We start from the raw sequence: 15580 nt of genomic DNA on the forward strand, positions 1-15580 counted from the left end.
CTACCCGCTGCGCGGGTAAGGGAGGAGGCCCGTTCCGCCACGCCCGTTGCACTATTCTCTTGCGCGAATCCTTCCCTGCCCCGCGCTGTGCAAAGGCTCACTGCTGCGGCGCAACACGCAAGCGGTTAGAATGCCCGCCCCCGTATTCGCAAGTTTGGAGCAAGGCATGGGCCTGGACCACGTCGCCACCGGCAAGAACCCGCCGGACGAAATCAACGTCATCATCGAGATCCCGAAGGATTCGGAGCCGGTGAAGTACGAAGTGGACAAGGAAAGCGGCGCGATCTTCGTCGACCGCATCCTCTCCACCCCCATGCGCTATCCCTGCAACTACGGCTATGTGCCGCACACCCTGTGCGGCGACGGAGACCCGGCCGACGTGCTGGTGGTGCTGCCGCTGTCGCTGATCCCCGGCTCGGTGATCCGCTGCCGTCCGGTCGGCGTGCTGCGCATGACCGACGAAGCCGGCAGCGACGAGAAGATCCTGGCCGTGCCCGCCACCAAGGTCTTCAACGGCTACGCCCACATCGAGGATATCGGCCAGGTCTCGCCTCACTGGCTGGAGCGCATCGGCCACTTCTTCGAGCACTACAAGGACCTGGAGAAGGGCAAGTGGGTCAAGTTGGACGGCTGGGGCGGCGCAGAAGAAGCCAAGCAGATCCTGCGCGAGTCGATGGCCCGCTACGAGACCAGCAGCGAGAAACCGAAGTTCTGAAACTCTCCGGTCCGGACCCAGACGAAAAAAGCCCCGGCATGCCGGGGCTTTTTCTTTGACGCTTTTCCGCTCAATTGAAGCTGAACTTCGCTCCCACCGTGTAGTAACGGCCGACCGCGCCGCTGAAGTGCAACGGGTTGTAGTTGACCGCGCCGTAGGTCAACGGATCCAGCGGAGCGATCTTGTCGGTCACGTTCAGCACCGAAGCGAATATTTCAAACGAATCGGTGGCCTTCCAGCGGCCGGACAGATCGATGGTGTAGAACGACGGGATGCGGCAGCCGCGCGGGGCGTCGGTACCGTCGGCGAAGCTGTTGGCGCAGGTGTCGCCCTCGAACGCAACGTTCTTGAAGCTGCCGATGTAGTTGACCACGCTGCTCAGGCTGAAACGGCCGACGTCCCAGGTGGCGCCGAAGTTCGCACGGTCCTTCGGCGTGCCGATGCAGTTGGTCACATCGCAGTTGCCGTGCGTGCCCGCGTACTCGACCACGCCGGTGCCGTCGTCGCGTTCGAAAGAACGCAGGCGCGACCATTGCAGATCCAGCCCCAATTTGCCGAAGCGGCCCATGTCGAAGCGCTGGTTGATGTCGAAATCGAAGCCTTCGACCTGCGTGTAGGACGAGTTGATGTAGTCCACGCTCACCGCCAGCAGGGTGCCGCTGTTGGGGATGCCCGGCAGATCGTTGTCGCCGCGCACGCCGCGGCCGGCGGCCAGGGCTTCTTCCGTATCGCCCTGGTTGATCTCGTTGGTGCGCTTGATACGCCAGGCGTCGAAGGTCAGGGTCGTCGAAGAGGTGGGCTCAAGCACGATGCCGATGTTGTAGCTCTTGGACTCCTCGGGCTCCAGATCCGGATTGGGCGTGGTGATGATGGCCAGGTTCACACCGCAATCGGCCGCCGTGGCGCCAGGCGCCGGCACACCGCCAGGGCAACGCACCGGGTCGCGAACCGTGCTGAAACCGGCCAGGCCGCCGTCGCCGTTCTCGGCCGGGTTGGGCGCGCGGAAACCTTCTGCGTAACTGGCGCGCAAGGCGATCCAGTCGGCCGGGTTCCATTTGACGCCCAGCTTCGGCGTGGTGGCGGTGTCGCCGCCCTGGTACTTGTCGACGCGGAACGCTCCCGACAGCTCCAGCGTCTCGGTCACCGGCGCGGCGATTTCCGCATAGACCACGGCCACTTTCTGCACGCCGCCATAGGCCGAATAGCCCAGGCCGATGATGTCGCCCTGGTCGGTAAAGCTCTGCGGAGAGAGCTTGGCAGACTGCCGGCGGTATTCGGCGCCGACCGCCAGGCCCAACGGGCCGCCCTTGAGATCCATCAGCGCGCGCGAGGCCTTGAAGTCGATCATGTTCAAGGTGGTCGAAGCGTTGGCGTGGATGGTGGGCGAAATGAAGTCGTACAGTTCCTGGGTGTTGAGATCGGCGTCGTCGCCGATGCGCCACCAGCCGACCGGGCTGTTGGGATCGGTCAATGCGGTGCGCACCGCGCTGTAACGCAGGAAGCCATCGCGCTCGTTCACCAGCGCGGTGGACGAATGCAGGTAGGCCGTATCGATATCCCACTCGCCCCAATTGCCCTTGGCGCCGACCAGGAAGCGCCTGAACTCGTTGGTGTTGCGGGTGACGCGCGGGCCGACATCGAACGCCGCGTAGCGCAGGCGCGCATCCACGCCCAACGGATTGTCCGGATGCAGCGCGCCCAGCACGGTCGCGCCCGGCCCGCTGCTGGCGTTGACCGGACCGCCCGGATAGCCCCAGGAACCGGACACGCCGGAGGGAGTGTTGTAGAAGGTGTTCTTCTTCTTGGAGTAGCCGACTTCGGAATAGAGATCGAAACTATCCGACAACTTGAAGGTGGCGCGTGCGAAGAAATTGCCGAATTCCTCGCTGGGCGTCAGGCTGCGGAACTGCTGCGTCTCCCACAGGCAGCCGCCATTCGGATCAGTCACGCCGACGTCCGGGAACTCCTCGCAGCCCGGCAGCGAAACATACTGCCCATCGGGACCGCGGATATTGCCGACGGGCGAGTTGGTGGCGTTACCGGCCAGCAATTCGCCGGTGTCGGGATCGATCACGCCGGGAATGATGTTGCCCACCAGGTTGAAGAACTGACTACCCCCGAAAGGCAGGTATCCGTACGGGCTCAGGTCGCCGTTGCCGATCCACTTGCGGTTGCGGCGGTCGCTGATGGCGATGCCGTCGGTCCTGCTGACGTCGATGCTGACGAAAGCATTGAAGTCGTCTTCGGCCAGGTTGCCGACGCCGGCGGTGAAGGAAGCCTTGCGCGCATTGCCGTCGCTGTCGCCGGAGATGCCGTACGAAGCCTTGCCGGTGACGCCGGTGAAATCGCGGCGCAGGATGATGTTGACCACGCCGGCGATGGCGTCGGAACCGTAGATGGCCGAGGCGCCGTCTTTCAGCACTTCGACGCGTTCCACCGCATCCATCGGGATGACGCTGAGGTCGGTGAAGACTTTCTGTCCGTCGTCGGCCAGGCCGTAGGGGGCGATGCGCCGGCCGTTCAGCAGCACCAAGGTCGAAGACGCGCCCAGGCCGCGCAGAGAGATGCCCGCGCCGCCGCCCGCGAAACCGGTGCCGAAGGATTTTGGAATCGAACCGGCGCCATCGGCGGTCAGGGTCTGCAGGAATTCGGCGATGGTCGCCTTGCCGGTGCGGTCGATCTGCTCGCGCGAGATCACCTGCACGGGCGAAGAGGTTTCCAACTGCGTGCGTGGGATGTTGGAACCGGTGACCTCGATGCGGTCCAGGGTGGTGGCGTCCTGCTCGGTTTCGGTTTCCTGCGCGAACGCCAGCGGCGACGCCAGGATCAAAGCGATGCCGGCCGGCAGCGACGCGCGCCGTAGTGTCTTGTAGATCATGGGTGGATCTCCGTGTTTCGTGATGAGTACGTGATTCGTTAGGAGTCTGTTAACGCCCGACGAAGTTACGTACCGAACGCGAGGACTGCTTTGCCTTCGCTGCCGCGTGACTGTGCGGAGTCTGGCGTGACGCCCGATGCGGTCTCTGGCGCACCGCCGCCCTTGGCCTCCAGCCGATAGAGCGAGGGCGGCGTGCCGTAACGCTCGCGGAAAGCCCGCGAGAAGCTGCAGTTGTTCTCGAACCCGCAGACCGCGCCGATCTCGCTGACCGACAGCATGGTCTCAGCCAGCAGGCGTGCGGCCCGGCGCAGGCGCAGGCGCGCGGCCATGGCCTGCGGGCCTTCCCCGTAGAGCGCATGGAAGATCTTGGTGAAATACCAGGTGGAGACGTTGCTGAGTTCGGCCAGCTCGGCCAGGCGCACGTTGCGGTCCACGTTGCCTTCCAGGAACAGGCGCGCGCGCTGCATGCGGTCGAACACCTGGCTCTTGCGGCGCATGGAGCGCCCCGGGCAGTGGTCGATCAGGCGCCTGAAGTCGTACTGCACATTGCAGATATGGCGAAGCAGCGGCACCAGCGGATTCACTTCGTCGCTGGCGTAGACGCGTCCGCTTTTGCCGAACAATCCGCTCTGGCGCCAAAGCCGCAGGCATTGGCGGAGCTCGCTCCTGTCCAGTTCGCCCCGTCCGGTATGCAGATCGAGATGCGTGAACTGCTTGATCCGCGGCCGCATGGCCTGCGACAGAGTCACGCCCAGGACCAGGCTGCCGCGTTCGGCATACACCGAAGGGCGCGAATCCGGCTCCAGCACCACCCACTCGCCCGCCCGCAGGTGAAAGCGGCCTTCACGCGCTTCCAGGTCGGCGCTGCCGCGCACCACCACCCAGAACGAAACCAGCGGCGACTGCAGCACGATGCTGCCGGTGCGGCTCACCGCCACCACTCCGACCAATTCAGGATTGTTGAAGTCGGCGCCGACTTCGAGCAACTGGTTGCGATCTATCCACGCGGTTTGCATCTTCATGGCCGTTTCCTTTGGGGGATTGGCCTTTGGTTTGATGCAGGTGGCTCCGAATCTCAGGAAATCACGCCGAAATTTTTCCGATATCTTTCCAAAATTCCGCAACTCCCTTGCGCTTCAACGGGTTGCGCGAGCGGTCAATCCTCCGAGCGCTTCGCAACCGCCGTGCCGGAAGTCATGGACGAAATGTCGGCCAAGCCGATATCGGCGTTGTTGGAGACATCCAGCGTGAGGAAAATATTCTTGCCGGTACGGTCCATCGTGGGCGGCAGCGCCCAGGCTTCCACTTCGCGGTCGAGACAGTACGCTGGCTGCTTATCGGGCGCGCCCATCTTGATCCAGCCGGTGGCGCATTGTTCGCTCCAATCCATGTAGTACACGCCGTCCGGTCCGATCGCCCAGCGCTTGTAGTCCTTGGCCATGCGTGGCCGATACGCGTCGAGCATCTTCAGATCGTCCAGCATCGGACTTGCGCTCCAGATGCCCGGCTTGGTCACACGCGTGAAGTAGATACGGTCCTTGGGTGCATCGAAACGCACCAGCGCCACATCTTGCAGGCTCGATATCTCGCGCCATGGCGTCTTGGACCGGTCGTACAGGACCACGCGCAATCGGCCCTCTCCGCTATCCGATCCCACCAGCAGCAGATTCGGGTCCGGCGTATAAGCCGCATAGATAGGGCTGGGCGCCGGCACGGGCAACAGATGGATGCGCCCGCTTTCCGTTTCGACTTCGTAAAGCGTCTGCTGGTCGTCGCGCTTGGCGACCACCAGCATCTTGCTGCCGTCCTCGGACCAGACCGGAACATGGCGCGGAATCGGCATCATGCCTTGCACAGGCCGCGCGCTATCGGGTTTTCCCACTTCGCCCACCCACAATTCCAGGCGCGAACCGCGATCGGAAATGAAAGCCAGGGTGCGGCCGTCGGGCGAGATCGCCGGCAGCATATCGGAGCGGCTGGACGGAAACACGCGCTCCTTGACTACTTTTCCATCGGGAGTAGAAGGCAGCGTCAGGCGGAAAATGCCTGACGTGGACTGATCGACGGTAAATGCCAACGCAGGCGAATTGCGGGCTATGTCAGGGAAGACCGCGAAGCCGTCCACCTTCAGGTGAGTGACCGCACCGCTGGCCATGTCGTAGCGGAATATGCCGATGTCGTTGCCGATGTAACTGAAAATCAGGCCGCTGCCATCCGGCAGCCAGTCCCAGCCGCGGATGTCGCTCTTCACGTGGGTCAGGCGTTGCGGCGTACCGCCCGTGGCCGGCATCTTCCACAGATCCGACAGCGAGATGGCCCGGCGGAACACGATCCATTTCCCATCCGGCGAATAACGCGGGTCGATGTCGATGTCGCCTTCGGAAATCGCATAATCCAGCGCTTTCCATTGCCCGCTGGCGATATCCAGCAAGCGCAAGGGGCTGCTGCGTTCGCCGGGCAACTTGGTTTCCAGGCCCATCAGCAGGCCGCTGCCGTCGGGCGTCCAGTCGTAACTCGAAGCGCTGCCCGCGAAGCAATCGGCGATCTTGCGTTCGTTGCCGCCGCTTGCGGCGATGAGCATGATCTGGCAGCGGCTGCTGGCATCGAAACGGGCGAAGGCGATGGTGCGTCCATCCGGCGACCACACCGGCATGGTGTCGCTGTAGCCGGCGGGCGTGGAAGTCAGCGGACGCGGCGGCACGTGCACCGTAGTCTGCAACACGATGGTGCCGTGGCCCTTTTCGTCGATCTGCACATAGGCAACCATGGAGCCGTCGGGCGACAGATTGGCGTCGACCTCGCGCCCCGGTCTGGAAGTGATGGTCACGAAAGGCAGCGGAGGTTCCACCGCCGCGGGGCCGGCCGCCGATGCCGTTTGTGCCGCGACGGGCGCGCGCTGGGCGAAATGCCAGACCGCCGCGGCGCCGGCAACGCTCACTAGCGCGATCGCCGCAACCATCCAGGCGCGTCTGCTGCCGCGAGGCGGCGAGGGCGGCGCAGCAATGCGGGCGACCGCGGCGGCTTCGCTTTCCACCAAGACCGCCTCTGCAGGGGACAGCGGAGCGTTGTCCAGCCATTCCACCGGCGCCAGCAGACGGTACCCGCCTTTGGAAATGGTTTCCAGGTAGCGCGGCGCGTCGCGATCGTCGCCGAAAGCCTTGCGCAGCTGGCCTATCGCCTGCGTCAGCACGTCGTCGGTGGGCAAGGTGTCGGGCCAGACCCATTCCAGCAACGCTTCGCGGCTGACCACCTTGCCCTGCTGTCCGGCCAGCGCCAGCAATACGTGCAGGGATTTGATCGTGAGCCGGGTCGGTTCATGTCCGTTGCCCGCCCCCACCTCCCTGCGCGGCACATCGACCACGAATTCGCCGACCCGCAAACGGTCGGATTCCTGGTAAATCGGCTGGGAGCGGGGATTGAGCATGTGTGGTGTTGGATTCCGGATGAATAGTGTGCACAACGATCGGGACAAAACACGCTGGAGCAAACAGCTGGACAAGCTTCGCGACAAGCTTCGCAAAGCGGGTGTCGGCATGCCGCACAGCACGTTGCCAGACAGGCTATTAAATTTATGACTACAAGATCCCGTGTACCGAGCCGCAGGCGCCCTCTCTCTCGTCTGCGGTGGTTCTTCCCAATTGCGCCGGTCGGCGCAATTTTTTTATCCGGCCGCTTCGGCCGACTAACGCGGACGACACGACGCTTGCATCGCAGCATCTTGCCACCCTTGTCCGACTGCATGTGCCGTTGGTATCGGACACGGCTTGCAAGTGTGGTGTGGTTCAATGTTCCATGGCATTCATGAACCCACGCAACTGCAATATGGCAGGTGCTCCGGCAGTGGAGGCATGCCCATGAATCCTGCCGACAGCGCCACCTGGGCGCAGGCCCAGCAGCACGTGGCTGCGCGCCGCTGGGACCAGGCCGCCGCGCAACTGCAGACTCTGCTGCGCGCCCATTCCGATGCGGCCCCCGTGCGGCTGCTATTGGCCGGGGTGATCCTGGCCCAAGGCGGCGTGCGCGGTGCCGCCGAACAACTGATCGCCACGCTGCCGTCGCTGCCCGCGGATATGCATTTGATCTGCCGCGTGGCCCAGTCGCTCGCCAAGCTCGGTGAAACGACCGCTACGCTCCAATGCCTGCAGCATCCGGAAATCGCGCGCAGCCGCTCGGGCCCGGCTTTGCTGGCCCTGGCCCATGTGCGTCAGGGCCTGGGCCAGCATGAACAAGCATTGGCACTGATGGAACGCGCGCGCGCGGCGGGGCTGAACGATGCCGATTTCCTCTATTTCCACGCACTGCAACTGCAATTCAACGGGCGCATCGCCGAGGCCGAAGCCGAACTGGAATCCTGTCTGGCCAAAGGCCCCAGTTTCGGCCGCGCTTCGCTGACCCTGGCCCGCATCCGCCGCCAGACCGCAGACAGCAACCACCTCGACACGTTGCGCGCGCGTCTGACGCTGGTGCCGCAGGGCGGCGAGGATCACGCCGCCGTCGAATTCGCGCTGCACAAGGAGCTCGACGATATTGGCTGCCATGACCAGGCATGGGAAGCGCTGCAACGGGGCAACGACATCATGCACCAGCGCCTGGGCTACGACGCGAATGCCGAGGAAGCGGTGTTCGATGCGCTGATCGAGCGGTTCCCGCAACCGTCGCAAGTGGCAGAAGCCGCGCCGGCCAACGGCCCGCAACCGATCTTCATCGTCGGCATGCCGCGCTCGGGCACGACCCTGCTCGAACGGATCGTCGGCAACCACTCACAAGTCGCACCGGTCGGCGAGCTGGCCGACCTGCCGAAGCAATTGCGCTGGACTGCGGATCGCCATGGTCACCCGCTATTGGACCTGCCCCTGCTGGAAGCCACGCGGACGCTGGATGCGGCCCTGCTGGGCAAGCGTTACCTGCAGCAGACCCAGTGGCGCGCCGGCGACCGTCGTTATTACGTGGACAAATTGCCGCCCAACTTCATGTTGGTGGGTTTCATTCGCCAGGCGCTGCCGCAAGCCAAGATCCTGCACATGGTCCGCGAACCGGTGGAGGTCTGCTTCTCCAATTACCGCGCGCTGTTCGGCGATGCCTACGCCTACAGTTACGATCTTGAATCGCTGGCCCACCACTACCGCCAATACCGCAGGCTGATGGCGCACTGGCACCAGGTCGCGCCCGGTTTCGTGCTGGATGTCGCCTACGATGCACTGGTGCGGGACACCGATTCGACGGCGCGTCGCGTGCTCGATTTCTGCGGGCTTCCGTTCCAAGCCCAATGCCTGGACACCGCCGGCAACCGCGCACCGGTGGCGACCCTCAGCAGCGCCCAGGTCCGCGCGCCGATCCATCAGCGCGCATCGGGCGAGTGGCGTCGCTATGCCGGACCGCTGCTGCCGCTGCAGCGCGCGCTTGCCGCAGCCGACTGAAGGAAGGCCGTACCGGCGGCCTTCCGGTTGGCTTCAATTGTTGGTTCCGAAATCGATCCGGTACTGGACCCAGAACGCCCGCCCGTAACCGTTGTAGGCGAAGATGTTGTAGAACGGCGGTGCGAAACCCTGCGAGCCGTCGTAGGTACGGTCGAACGGCGGCTTGGTATTGAGCACATTGTTCACGGTCAGGCTGAGCGCGCTCTTTTCGGTCAAGTCGTAGCTCACGCTCAGGTTGTACAGCATGTGCGGGCCAACCCTGCCCTGACTGGTGCCGGGCGTGGTGTCGACACCGAACTGGGCTGCGTAGTTGGGCGTGGAACCGTAGCGGATGCCATGCAGGTTGGCCGACCAGTCGTTCTTCTGCCAGCTGATGTCGCCGGTCAGCACGCTCTTGAATTCCGCGCTCAGCGCCTGCTGCGGCGACAGCAGGTCGGTTTCCGGATCGCCGGGAAAAGTAACGGTGGTGTGGTCCAGGGTCAGGTTGTAGTCCAGGCCGAAGCCGAACTCGCCCCAGCGGCCCCAATCGAAACGCGCGCTGCCGCCTGCGGTGATGCCGCTGATCTGTTCTTCGGCGATGTTGATCGCCTTGATGGTCACCAGCTGCACCGATTCGCTGAGCAGGGGATTGGCGTTGAGCGGTCCGCGCTGGATACGCGACAGCGCATCCACGCAAGTGGGCGAGTTGATGTCCAACCGCCCTTGCCGGCACTCGTTCTCGTCGAACAACGTGCGCGAGAAGGATTGCGGCAGCACTTCGTCCTCGATGCGGACGTTGTAGTAGTCGGCGCGCAGCTCATAGCGGTCGCTGGGCGACCAGACGAAACCGAAGCCGTAGGACTTGGCGGTGATCGATTTCAGATCCGGGTTCGCCACCTGCACGCCTTCCAGCGACAGCCCCTCGAACGGGCACTCGGGATTCGGCCCGTAGGTTTCGCACTTGTAGTAGTCGGTCTGCGAGGAGAAGAAACCGTTGCCGCCGGTGAACACATAGCCCATGTCCGGGGCGCGGAACGCGGTGGCATAGTTGGCGCGCAGCAGCAGGCTGTCGACCGGCCGGAATTCCAGGCCCACCTTGTAAGTGGCCTTGGCGTCGGATCCGGCGCGGATGTTCTTGTAGGAATCGTAGCGGCCGGAAACGCTGGCAGTCAGCGACTTCAGCAACGGGATGCTGAACTCCACGCCGACCGCGCGGTTGGCGCGGTTTCCGCTGCCGCTGGTGCCGCTGAGTCCGAAGTAGTCGTCGCCGCTGACGCCCGGATCCACCGGATTGTCCCAGTGCTGATATCCCAATTGGAACACGCCCGCCACGCCCACCGAACCGGCGGGCAGTTGGAACAGATCGGGATTGGTGACCTGCACGTTGAAGTTGTGGGTCCAGGTGGAAGAGGTGTTGCGCAAGTTGCCGGAGAACGCGCGGAACTGCTCCGGCGTGATCGACTGGTAGAACGCCAGCTTGTTGGGCTCGTACACCGGATAGCCGTAGTAGGTTCCCAGTTGCGGACCCAGGAACTGCTCCTGGAAGAAGGCGTCCATCTCGTCCACCAGCGGCCACAGCTGGTCGGATTTCACTTCGTAGCCGGAGCGGCTGTAGTAGACGTCGTAGTCCCAGTTCGAATCGCCGATGGTGCCGTTGACGCCCAGGGCGATGTTGTAGGAGCGTGAATCGGTGGTGAAGTTGGTGATGCCCTGTTCCTCCGGCGAGAAGATGTGCTGATAGGTTTCCAGGGTCTGTTCGGTCTGGTTCCAGATGTAGCCGTCGGTGCCGTCGTTGTAGTTGGGGATCCAGAAGCGGGAACCGGAGTCGTTCTTCGCCTCGTTTTTTCCATACAGGATGCTGGTGTAGAAATTGGCGTTGTCGCCCATCCGCAAGTTGGAATTGAAGTAGGCAGACACTCCCTGTTCCTCGTTCAACAGCGTGGCGTAGCCGGGCTGGGCGCGGCTGCCGCAGAAGAAGCCGCGGCCGGGACGGAAATCGCGCATGGTGGTGCCGTCGAAATTGGCCGCCACGTTGTCGCAGCCCACGCCCGGGTCGTCGTACTGGCCGGTGAAACCGTTGAGGATGATGAAGGTGCGGCTGCCGTAGCGCAGGTTGGGGTTGGGGTTGTCGTCGGTGGTGTCGGTGAAATCCCGCTGCCGCATGTAGATGGGATCCTGATGGCTGTATTGCAGGCCATAGGTGATGTCCAGATTGTCCCAGGCCTTGCCGCCGGTCAGTTGCAGGCGCTCGTTGTCGCCGCCGCCGCCGGAGTAGCCGCCGACCCGCGCGTCCAGCTGCATCCCGTCCAGCCGCTTCTTCAGAATGATGTTGACCACGCCGGCGATGGCGGCCGAACCGTAGATCGAGGATTGGTTGCCGGGCAGGATCTCGATCCGCTCCACCATCGCGGTGGGAATGCTGGTCAGGTCGGTGAAGTTGCTCTGGCCGTTGTAGAGCAGCGGGTAGTCGGCCAACGGCCGGCCGTCCATCAGGATCAGGGTGAAGCTGGGCGACAGGCCCAGCAGGCTGATGGTGGTAGCGTTGGAAGTGAAGCTGCCCGCGTACTGGTTGTCCTGCACCGCGCCGGTCGCCAACGGCTGCGCGCGCAGCACGTCGGAGACGTTGCGGAAGCCCTGGCGCTGGATGTCCTCGGCGCTGATGGTGATCACCGGCGAAGCGGTTTCCAGTTGCGCGCGAGGAATGCGCGAACCGGTGACCAGTATGCGGTCGAGTTCGGTGGCGTCTTCGTCTTGGTCGGCGTCCGCCTGGCTGGCGGCTTCCTGCGCATGTACGGTGGTGGCGGCCAACGGCCACGCCAATGCGGCGCAGATGGCGGTGGCCAGTAGTTTGCGGTTCATGGTGTCCCCTTACCTGTTCGAAACGAGTCGCACGGTGTGCGTATTCGTACGATGGCATGCAGGCGGGGAGACCCAGTTGATCCGGATTGCTGTAGTGGTTGACGCGGATTGTCGCGATTGCCGAAGATTTAACAGCTGCGGCGCCCTCGGCTCCGGTAACCGGCGTGGGACGATCGACGCGTGGTCAGTGCGGATCGTCGTTGCGCGCAGCCGTCCTCAACGTGGTGAGCCCGATCAATCGCGACACCACCAGGGCGATGTACATCACTCCGGCGAAGGATTCGAACATCACCAGCGCGCGCGCCTCGGGCCGCACCGGAACGATGTCGCTCAGGCCCACGCTGGACAGCACGCTGAAACTCAGGAACAGCAACTCCATCCAGGTGCGCGGATCCTGCGGATTGACCGCCGCGATGAAGCTGCCCGGATACCACTGCTGGCATACCGAATAAGCGAAAGCGAACGCCCAGGCCAGCAGAGTGAAGGTGGCGCCCGCCGCATACAGTTCGTCGCGGGTGACCCGGTGGTCCTGCAGCATGTAGACGGTGAGGCTCGCGGCCGTATAGAAATAGAGCGCGCCTTCCAGCAGATGCGCGTAGACCAGCAACCCGGGCGTCTGCGCCCATGCGGAAAGCAGCGACAACACCACCGCCGGCACCGCGATGCACCAGGCGATCCAGTTGATCGAGGCGCTGCGGTTGACCACCCACAGCGCCAGTGCCAGCACCAGGATGCCGAAGGCGCCGAACACGGCGCGACCGGCCTGGGTGTCCTCCATCGCCGGGTACAGCAGCACGCCGCCGAGCTGCACCAGCAGCAGGAAGGCGGACGGATGCCGGCGCGCGGTGACCAGCCAGCGCAGCCAGGCCGACGACAGGGTCATGCGTGACGTTTCATCTGAAGTGTCATTCTGAAATGGCGCTTCATTTGAAGTGGTATACCAGCGCGTAGTACACCACGTAGACCCACGACAGCAGGCCGTGGATCACCGCCCACAGCAGCGACTTGTTGGCGCTCCATGAAATGGTGATCGCCAGCGCCGTGCCGAAGCCGATGCCGGCCTTGGCGACCGTGGCGCCCCCGCTCACGGCTGCACCGCAGGTACGGCGCTGCCGGCCCGGTACGGGTAGCGGGCGAAGATATCGGCCAGGGTCGAATCGATCCGTGCGGCGCGCTCGGCGGGCTTGAGCTTGGCCACGCGACCCACCGCGATGCCTTCCCAGACCAGGCGGTTCTTCTGCCGGTCCACCAGATCCACGTTGAGCGTGCCTTCGGTGTACTGATGCACCTGGGTCTGATCGCGCCAATAGGGCATGGCGAAGTAAGCGCGGGCCCGGTAGCTGTAGTAATAGTTGTAGTCGACGGTCGGGTAAGAGGTGACGTCGGTGCGTTCCTGCATGTACGCGTTGAGATTCACCCACAGATCGGGCTGCTGGGTGGTGTAGGTATAGCCGCGCGATTCCAGCTGCGCGCGCGTGGCGGCCTTGATGCGGTCGGTGGTGGGCGTGGCGTAGCCTTCCTTCTCCAGCGCCAGCGGCGTGTAGAAACCGAAGGTGCGGTAGCTGCCGAAATCCGCTTCCGGATCGGCCTCGCTGGTGATGCGCGGACCGGTGGCGCAAGCGGCCAGCAACAAGGCCAGCGCACCCAGCATTGCGAGAGTGAAACGTCTTTGAACCTGCATGGCCATATCTCCTGGGCTTCCGTGGTGGACAGAACCTAGCACCGGTTCATTCGTCCTCGGTGAAGGTACGCGGCAGGCCGGGGGAAGGTCGCAGACCTTCCCCACTCCGTTCAGCCCTGGTGGTAGACCTGCGCGCCGGCAGCGCGGAACTCGGCCGATTTCTCCGCCATGCCCTCTTCCAATGCCGCGGCTTCTTCCACCCCGTGTTCGGCCGCGTAGTCGCGTACGTCCTGGGTGATCTTCATCGAACAGAAATGCGGGCCGCACATGGAACAGAAGTGGGCCAGCTTGTGCGCGTCCTTGGGCAGGGTTTCGTCATGGAAGTCTTTGGCCTTCTCCGGATCCAGGCCCAGGTGGAACTGGTCCTCCCAGCGGAACTCGAAGCGCGCCTTGCTCAGCGCATTGTCGCGCACCTGCGCGCCGGGATGGCCCTTGGCCAGGTCGGCGGCGTGCGCGGCGATCTTGTAGGCCATGATGCCGTCGCGCACGTCTTCGCGGTTGGGCAGGCCCAGGTGCTCCTTCGGGGTCACGTAGCAGAGCATGGCGGTGCCGAACCAGCCGATCATCGCCGCGCCGATGGCGGAAGTGATGTGGTCGTAGCCCGGCGCGATGTCGGTGGTCAGCGGCCCCAAGGTGTAGAACGGCGCCTCGCCGCATTCGGCCAACTGCTTGTCCATGTTCTCCTTGATCATCTGCATCGGCACGTGGCCGGGGCCTTCGATCATGGTCTGCACGTCGTGCTTCCAGGCGATCTTGGTCAGCTCGCCCAGCGCTTCCAGTTCGCCGAATTGCGCGGCGTCGTTGGCGTCGGCGATGCAGCCCGGGCGCAGGCCATCGCCCAGCGAGAAGGCCACGTCGTAGGCCTTCATGATTTCGCAGATGTCCTCGAAGTGCGTGTAGAGGAAGTTCTCCTTATGGTGCGCCAGGCACCACTTGGCCATGATCGAACCGCCTCGCGAGACGATGCCGGTCACGCGCTTGGCGGTCAGCGGCACATGGCGCAGCAGCACGCCGGCATGGATGGTGAAGTAGTCCACGCCCTGCTCTGCCTGTTCGATCAGGGTGTCGCGGAACATTTCCCAGGTCAGTTCCTCGGCGCGTCCATCCACTTTTTCCAGCGCCTGGTAGATCGGCACGGTACCGATGGGCACCGGCGAGTTGCGGATGATCCATTCGCGGGTTTCGTGGATGTGCTTGCCGGTGGACAGATCCATCACCGTGTCGCCGCCCCAGCGGATCGACCACACCAGCTTCTCCACTTCCTCGGCGATGCCCGAGGACACCGCGCTGTTGCCGATGTTGGCGTTGATCTTGGTCAGGAAGTTGCGGCCGATGATCATCGGCTCGCTTTCCGGGTGGTTGATGTTGTTGGGCAGGATGGCGCGGCCGCGGGCGATCTCGTCGCGCACGAATTCCGGAGTGATGAATTTCTGGATGCTGGCGCCGAAGGATTCGCCGGGGTGCTGCTTCAACAGCAGCGCATCGCGCACCGCGTCCAGGCGCTGGTTCTCGCGGATGGCGACGTATTCCATCTCCGGAGTGATGATGCCTTTGCGTGCGTAATGCATCTGGCTGACGTTGGCGCCAGCCTTGGCCACGCGCGGCAGGGTGCGTCCGGGGAAACGCACCGCGTCCAGGCGCGCGTTGGTTTCGCGGCCGCGGCCGAATTCGGAGCTCAATTGCGACAGGCGCTCGGTATCGCCGCGTTCTTCGATCCACTTGGCGCGCAAGGCAGGCAAGCCGACCGACAGATCGATATGCGCGTTCGGATCCGTGTACGGACCGGACGGATCGTAGACCGTGATCGGCGGATTCTCTTCGCCGCCGAACAGGGTGGGCGTCTGCGTCTGCGCGATCTCGCGCATCGCCACCTGGATATCCGGGCGCGAACCCTGCACGAAGATCTTGCGCGAGCCGGGGATGGGCCGGGTCACGGATTCGGAAAGCTGGTCGGTCTGCTGCAACAGCGAGGAAGGCACTGCGTTCATGGCGTTCGTCCAAAGGAATGCGGGACGAAGCGGCGGCGCATGGACGGCAGGCGATCGCGGGGA

General features: G+C 64.0%; 10 protein-coding genes. 2 read left to right on the forward strand and 8 right to left on the reverse strand.

The features are described from left to right. Positions 1 to 166: 166 nt before the first annotated feature. Positions 167 to 715, forward strand: coding sequence for an inorganic diphosphatase (ppa, locus tag BLR66_RS08560; RefSeq protein ID WP_093283327.1), 549 nt, complete (start codon positions 167 to 169; stop codon positions 713 to 715). A gap of 70 nt (positions 716 to 785) precedes the next feature. Here the strand turns inward: ppa and BLR66_RS08565 are convergent, their stop codons facing one another. The 3 genes from BLR66_RS08565 to BLR66_RS08575 form a co-directional block, all read right to left on the reverse strand. Beyond that, the gene (locus BLR66_RS08565) at positions 786 to 3593 is read right to left on the reverse strand and encodes a TonB-dependent receptor (protein ID WP_093283330.1); all 2808 of its coding nucleotides are present in this window, start codon (positions 3591 to 3593) and stop codon (positions 786 to 788) included. A gap of 65 nt (positions 3594 to 3658) precedes the next feature. Further along, entirely contained in the window at positions 3659 to 4615 is a 957-nt protein-coding gene (locus BLR66_RS08570) for a helix-turn-helix domain-containing protein (RefSeq protein WP_093283335.1), read from the reverse strand. 134 nt (positions 4616 to 4749) lie between these two features. Next, a complete protein-coding gene (locus BLR66_RS08575; protein WP_176943801.1) occupies positions 4750 to 7017 on the reverse strand; it encodes a winged helix-turn-helix domain-containing protein in 2268 nt (755 codons plus the stop codon). A 430-nt stretch (positions 7018 to 7447) separates the two neighbouring features. Between BLR66_RS08575 and BLR66_RS08580 the strand changes: the two genes are divergently transcribed. Then, the gene (locus BLR66_RS08580) at positions 7448 to 9010 is read left to right on the forward strand and encodes a tetratricopeptide repeat-containing sulfotransferase family protein (protein WP_093283345.1); all 1563 of its coding nucleotides are present in this window, start codon (positions 7448 to 7450) and stop codon (positions 9008 to 9010) included. Between the two features lie 33 nt (positions 9011 to 9043). On the opposite strand, the gene BLR66_RS08585 is transcribed toward BLR66_RS08580, so the two are convergent. The 5 genes from BLR66_RS08585 to thiC form a co-directional block, all read right to left on the reverse strand. Beyond that, positions 9044 to 11848, reverse strand: a complete 2805-nt coding sequence (locus BLR66_RS08585) for a TonB-dependent receptor plug domain-containing protein (RefSeq protein WP_093283350.1) — start codon at positions 11846 to 11848, stop codon at positions 9044 to 9046. Between the two features lie 184 nt (positions 11849 to 12032). Next, a complete protein-coding gene (locus tag BLR66_RS08590) occupies positions 12033 to 12731 on the reverse strand; it encodes an ion channel (protein WP_093283354.1) in 699 nt (232 codons plus the stop codon). 40 nt (positions 12732 to 12771) lie between these two features. Continuing rightward, entirely contained in the window at positions 12772 to 12936 is a 165-nt protein-coding gene (locus tag BLR66_RS19195) for a hypothetical protein (protein WP_176943802.1), read from the reverse strand. Continuing rightward, entirely contained in the window at positions 12933 to 13529 is a 597-nt protein-coding gene (locus tag BLR66_RS08595; RefSeq protein ID WP_255402348.1) for a DUF4136 domain-containing protein, read from the reverse strand. The genes BLR66_RS19195 and BLR66_RS08595 overlap by 4 nt, the downstream gene beginning before the upstream one ends. Before the next feature lie 110 nt (positions 13530 to 13639). After that, the gene (thiC, locus tag BLR66_RS08600) at positions 13640 to 15517 is read right to left on the reverse strand and encodes a phosphomethylpyrimidine synthase ThiC (protein ID WP_093283359.1); all 1878 of its coding nucleotides are present in this window, start codon (positions 15515 to 15517) and stop codon (positions 13640 to 13642) included. Positions 15518 to 15580: the final 63 nt, after the last annotated feature.

It is taken from the genome of Pseudoxanthomonas sp. CF125 (assembly GCF_900104085.1).
Lineage (GTDB): Bacteria > Pseudomonadota > Gammaproteobacteria > Xanthomonadales > Xanthomonadaceae > Pseudoxanthomonas_A.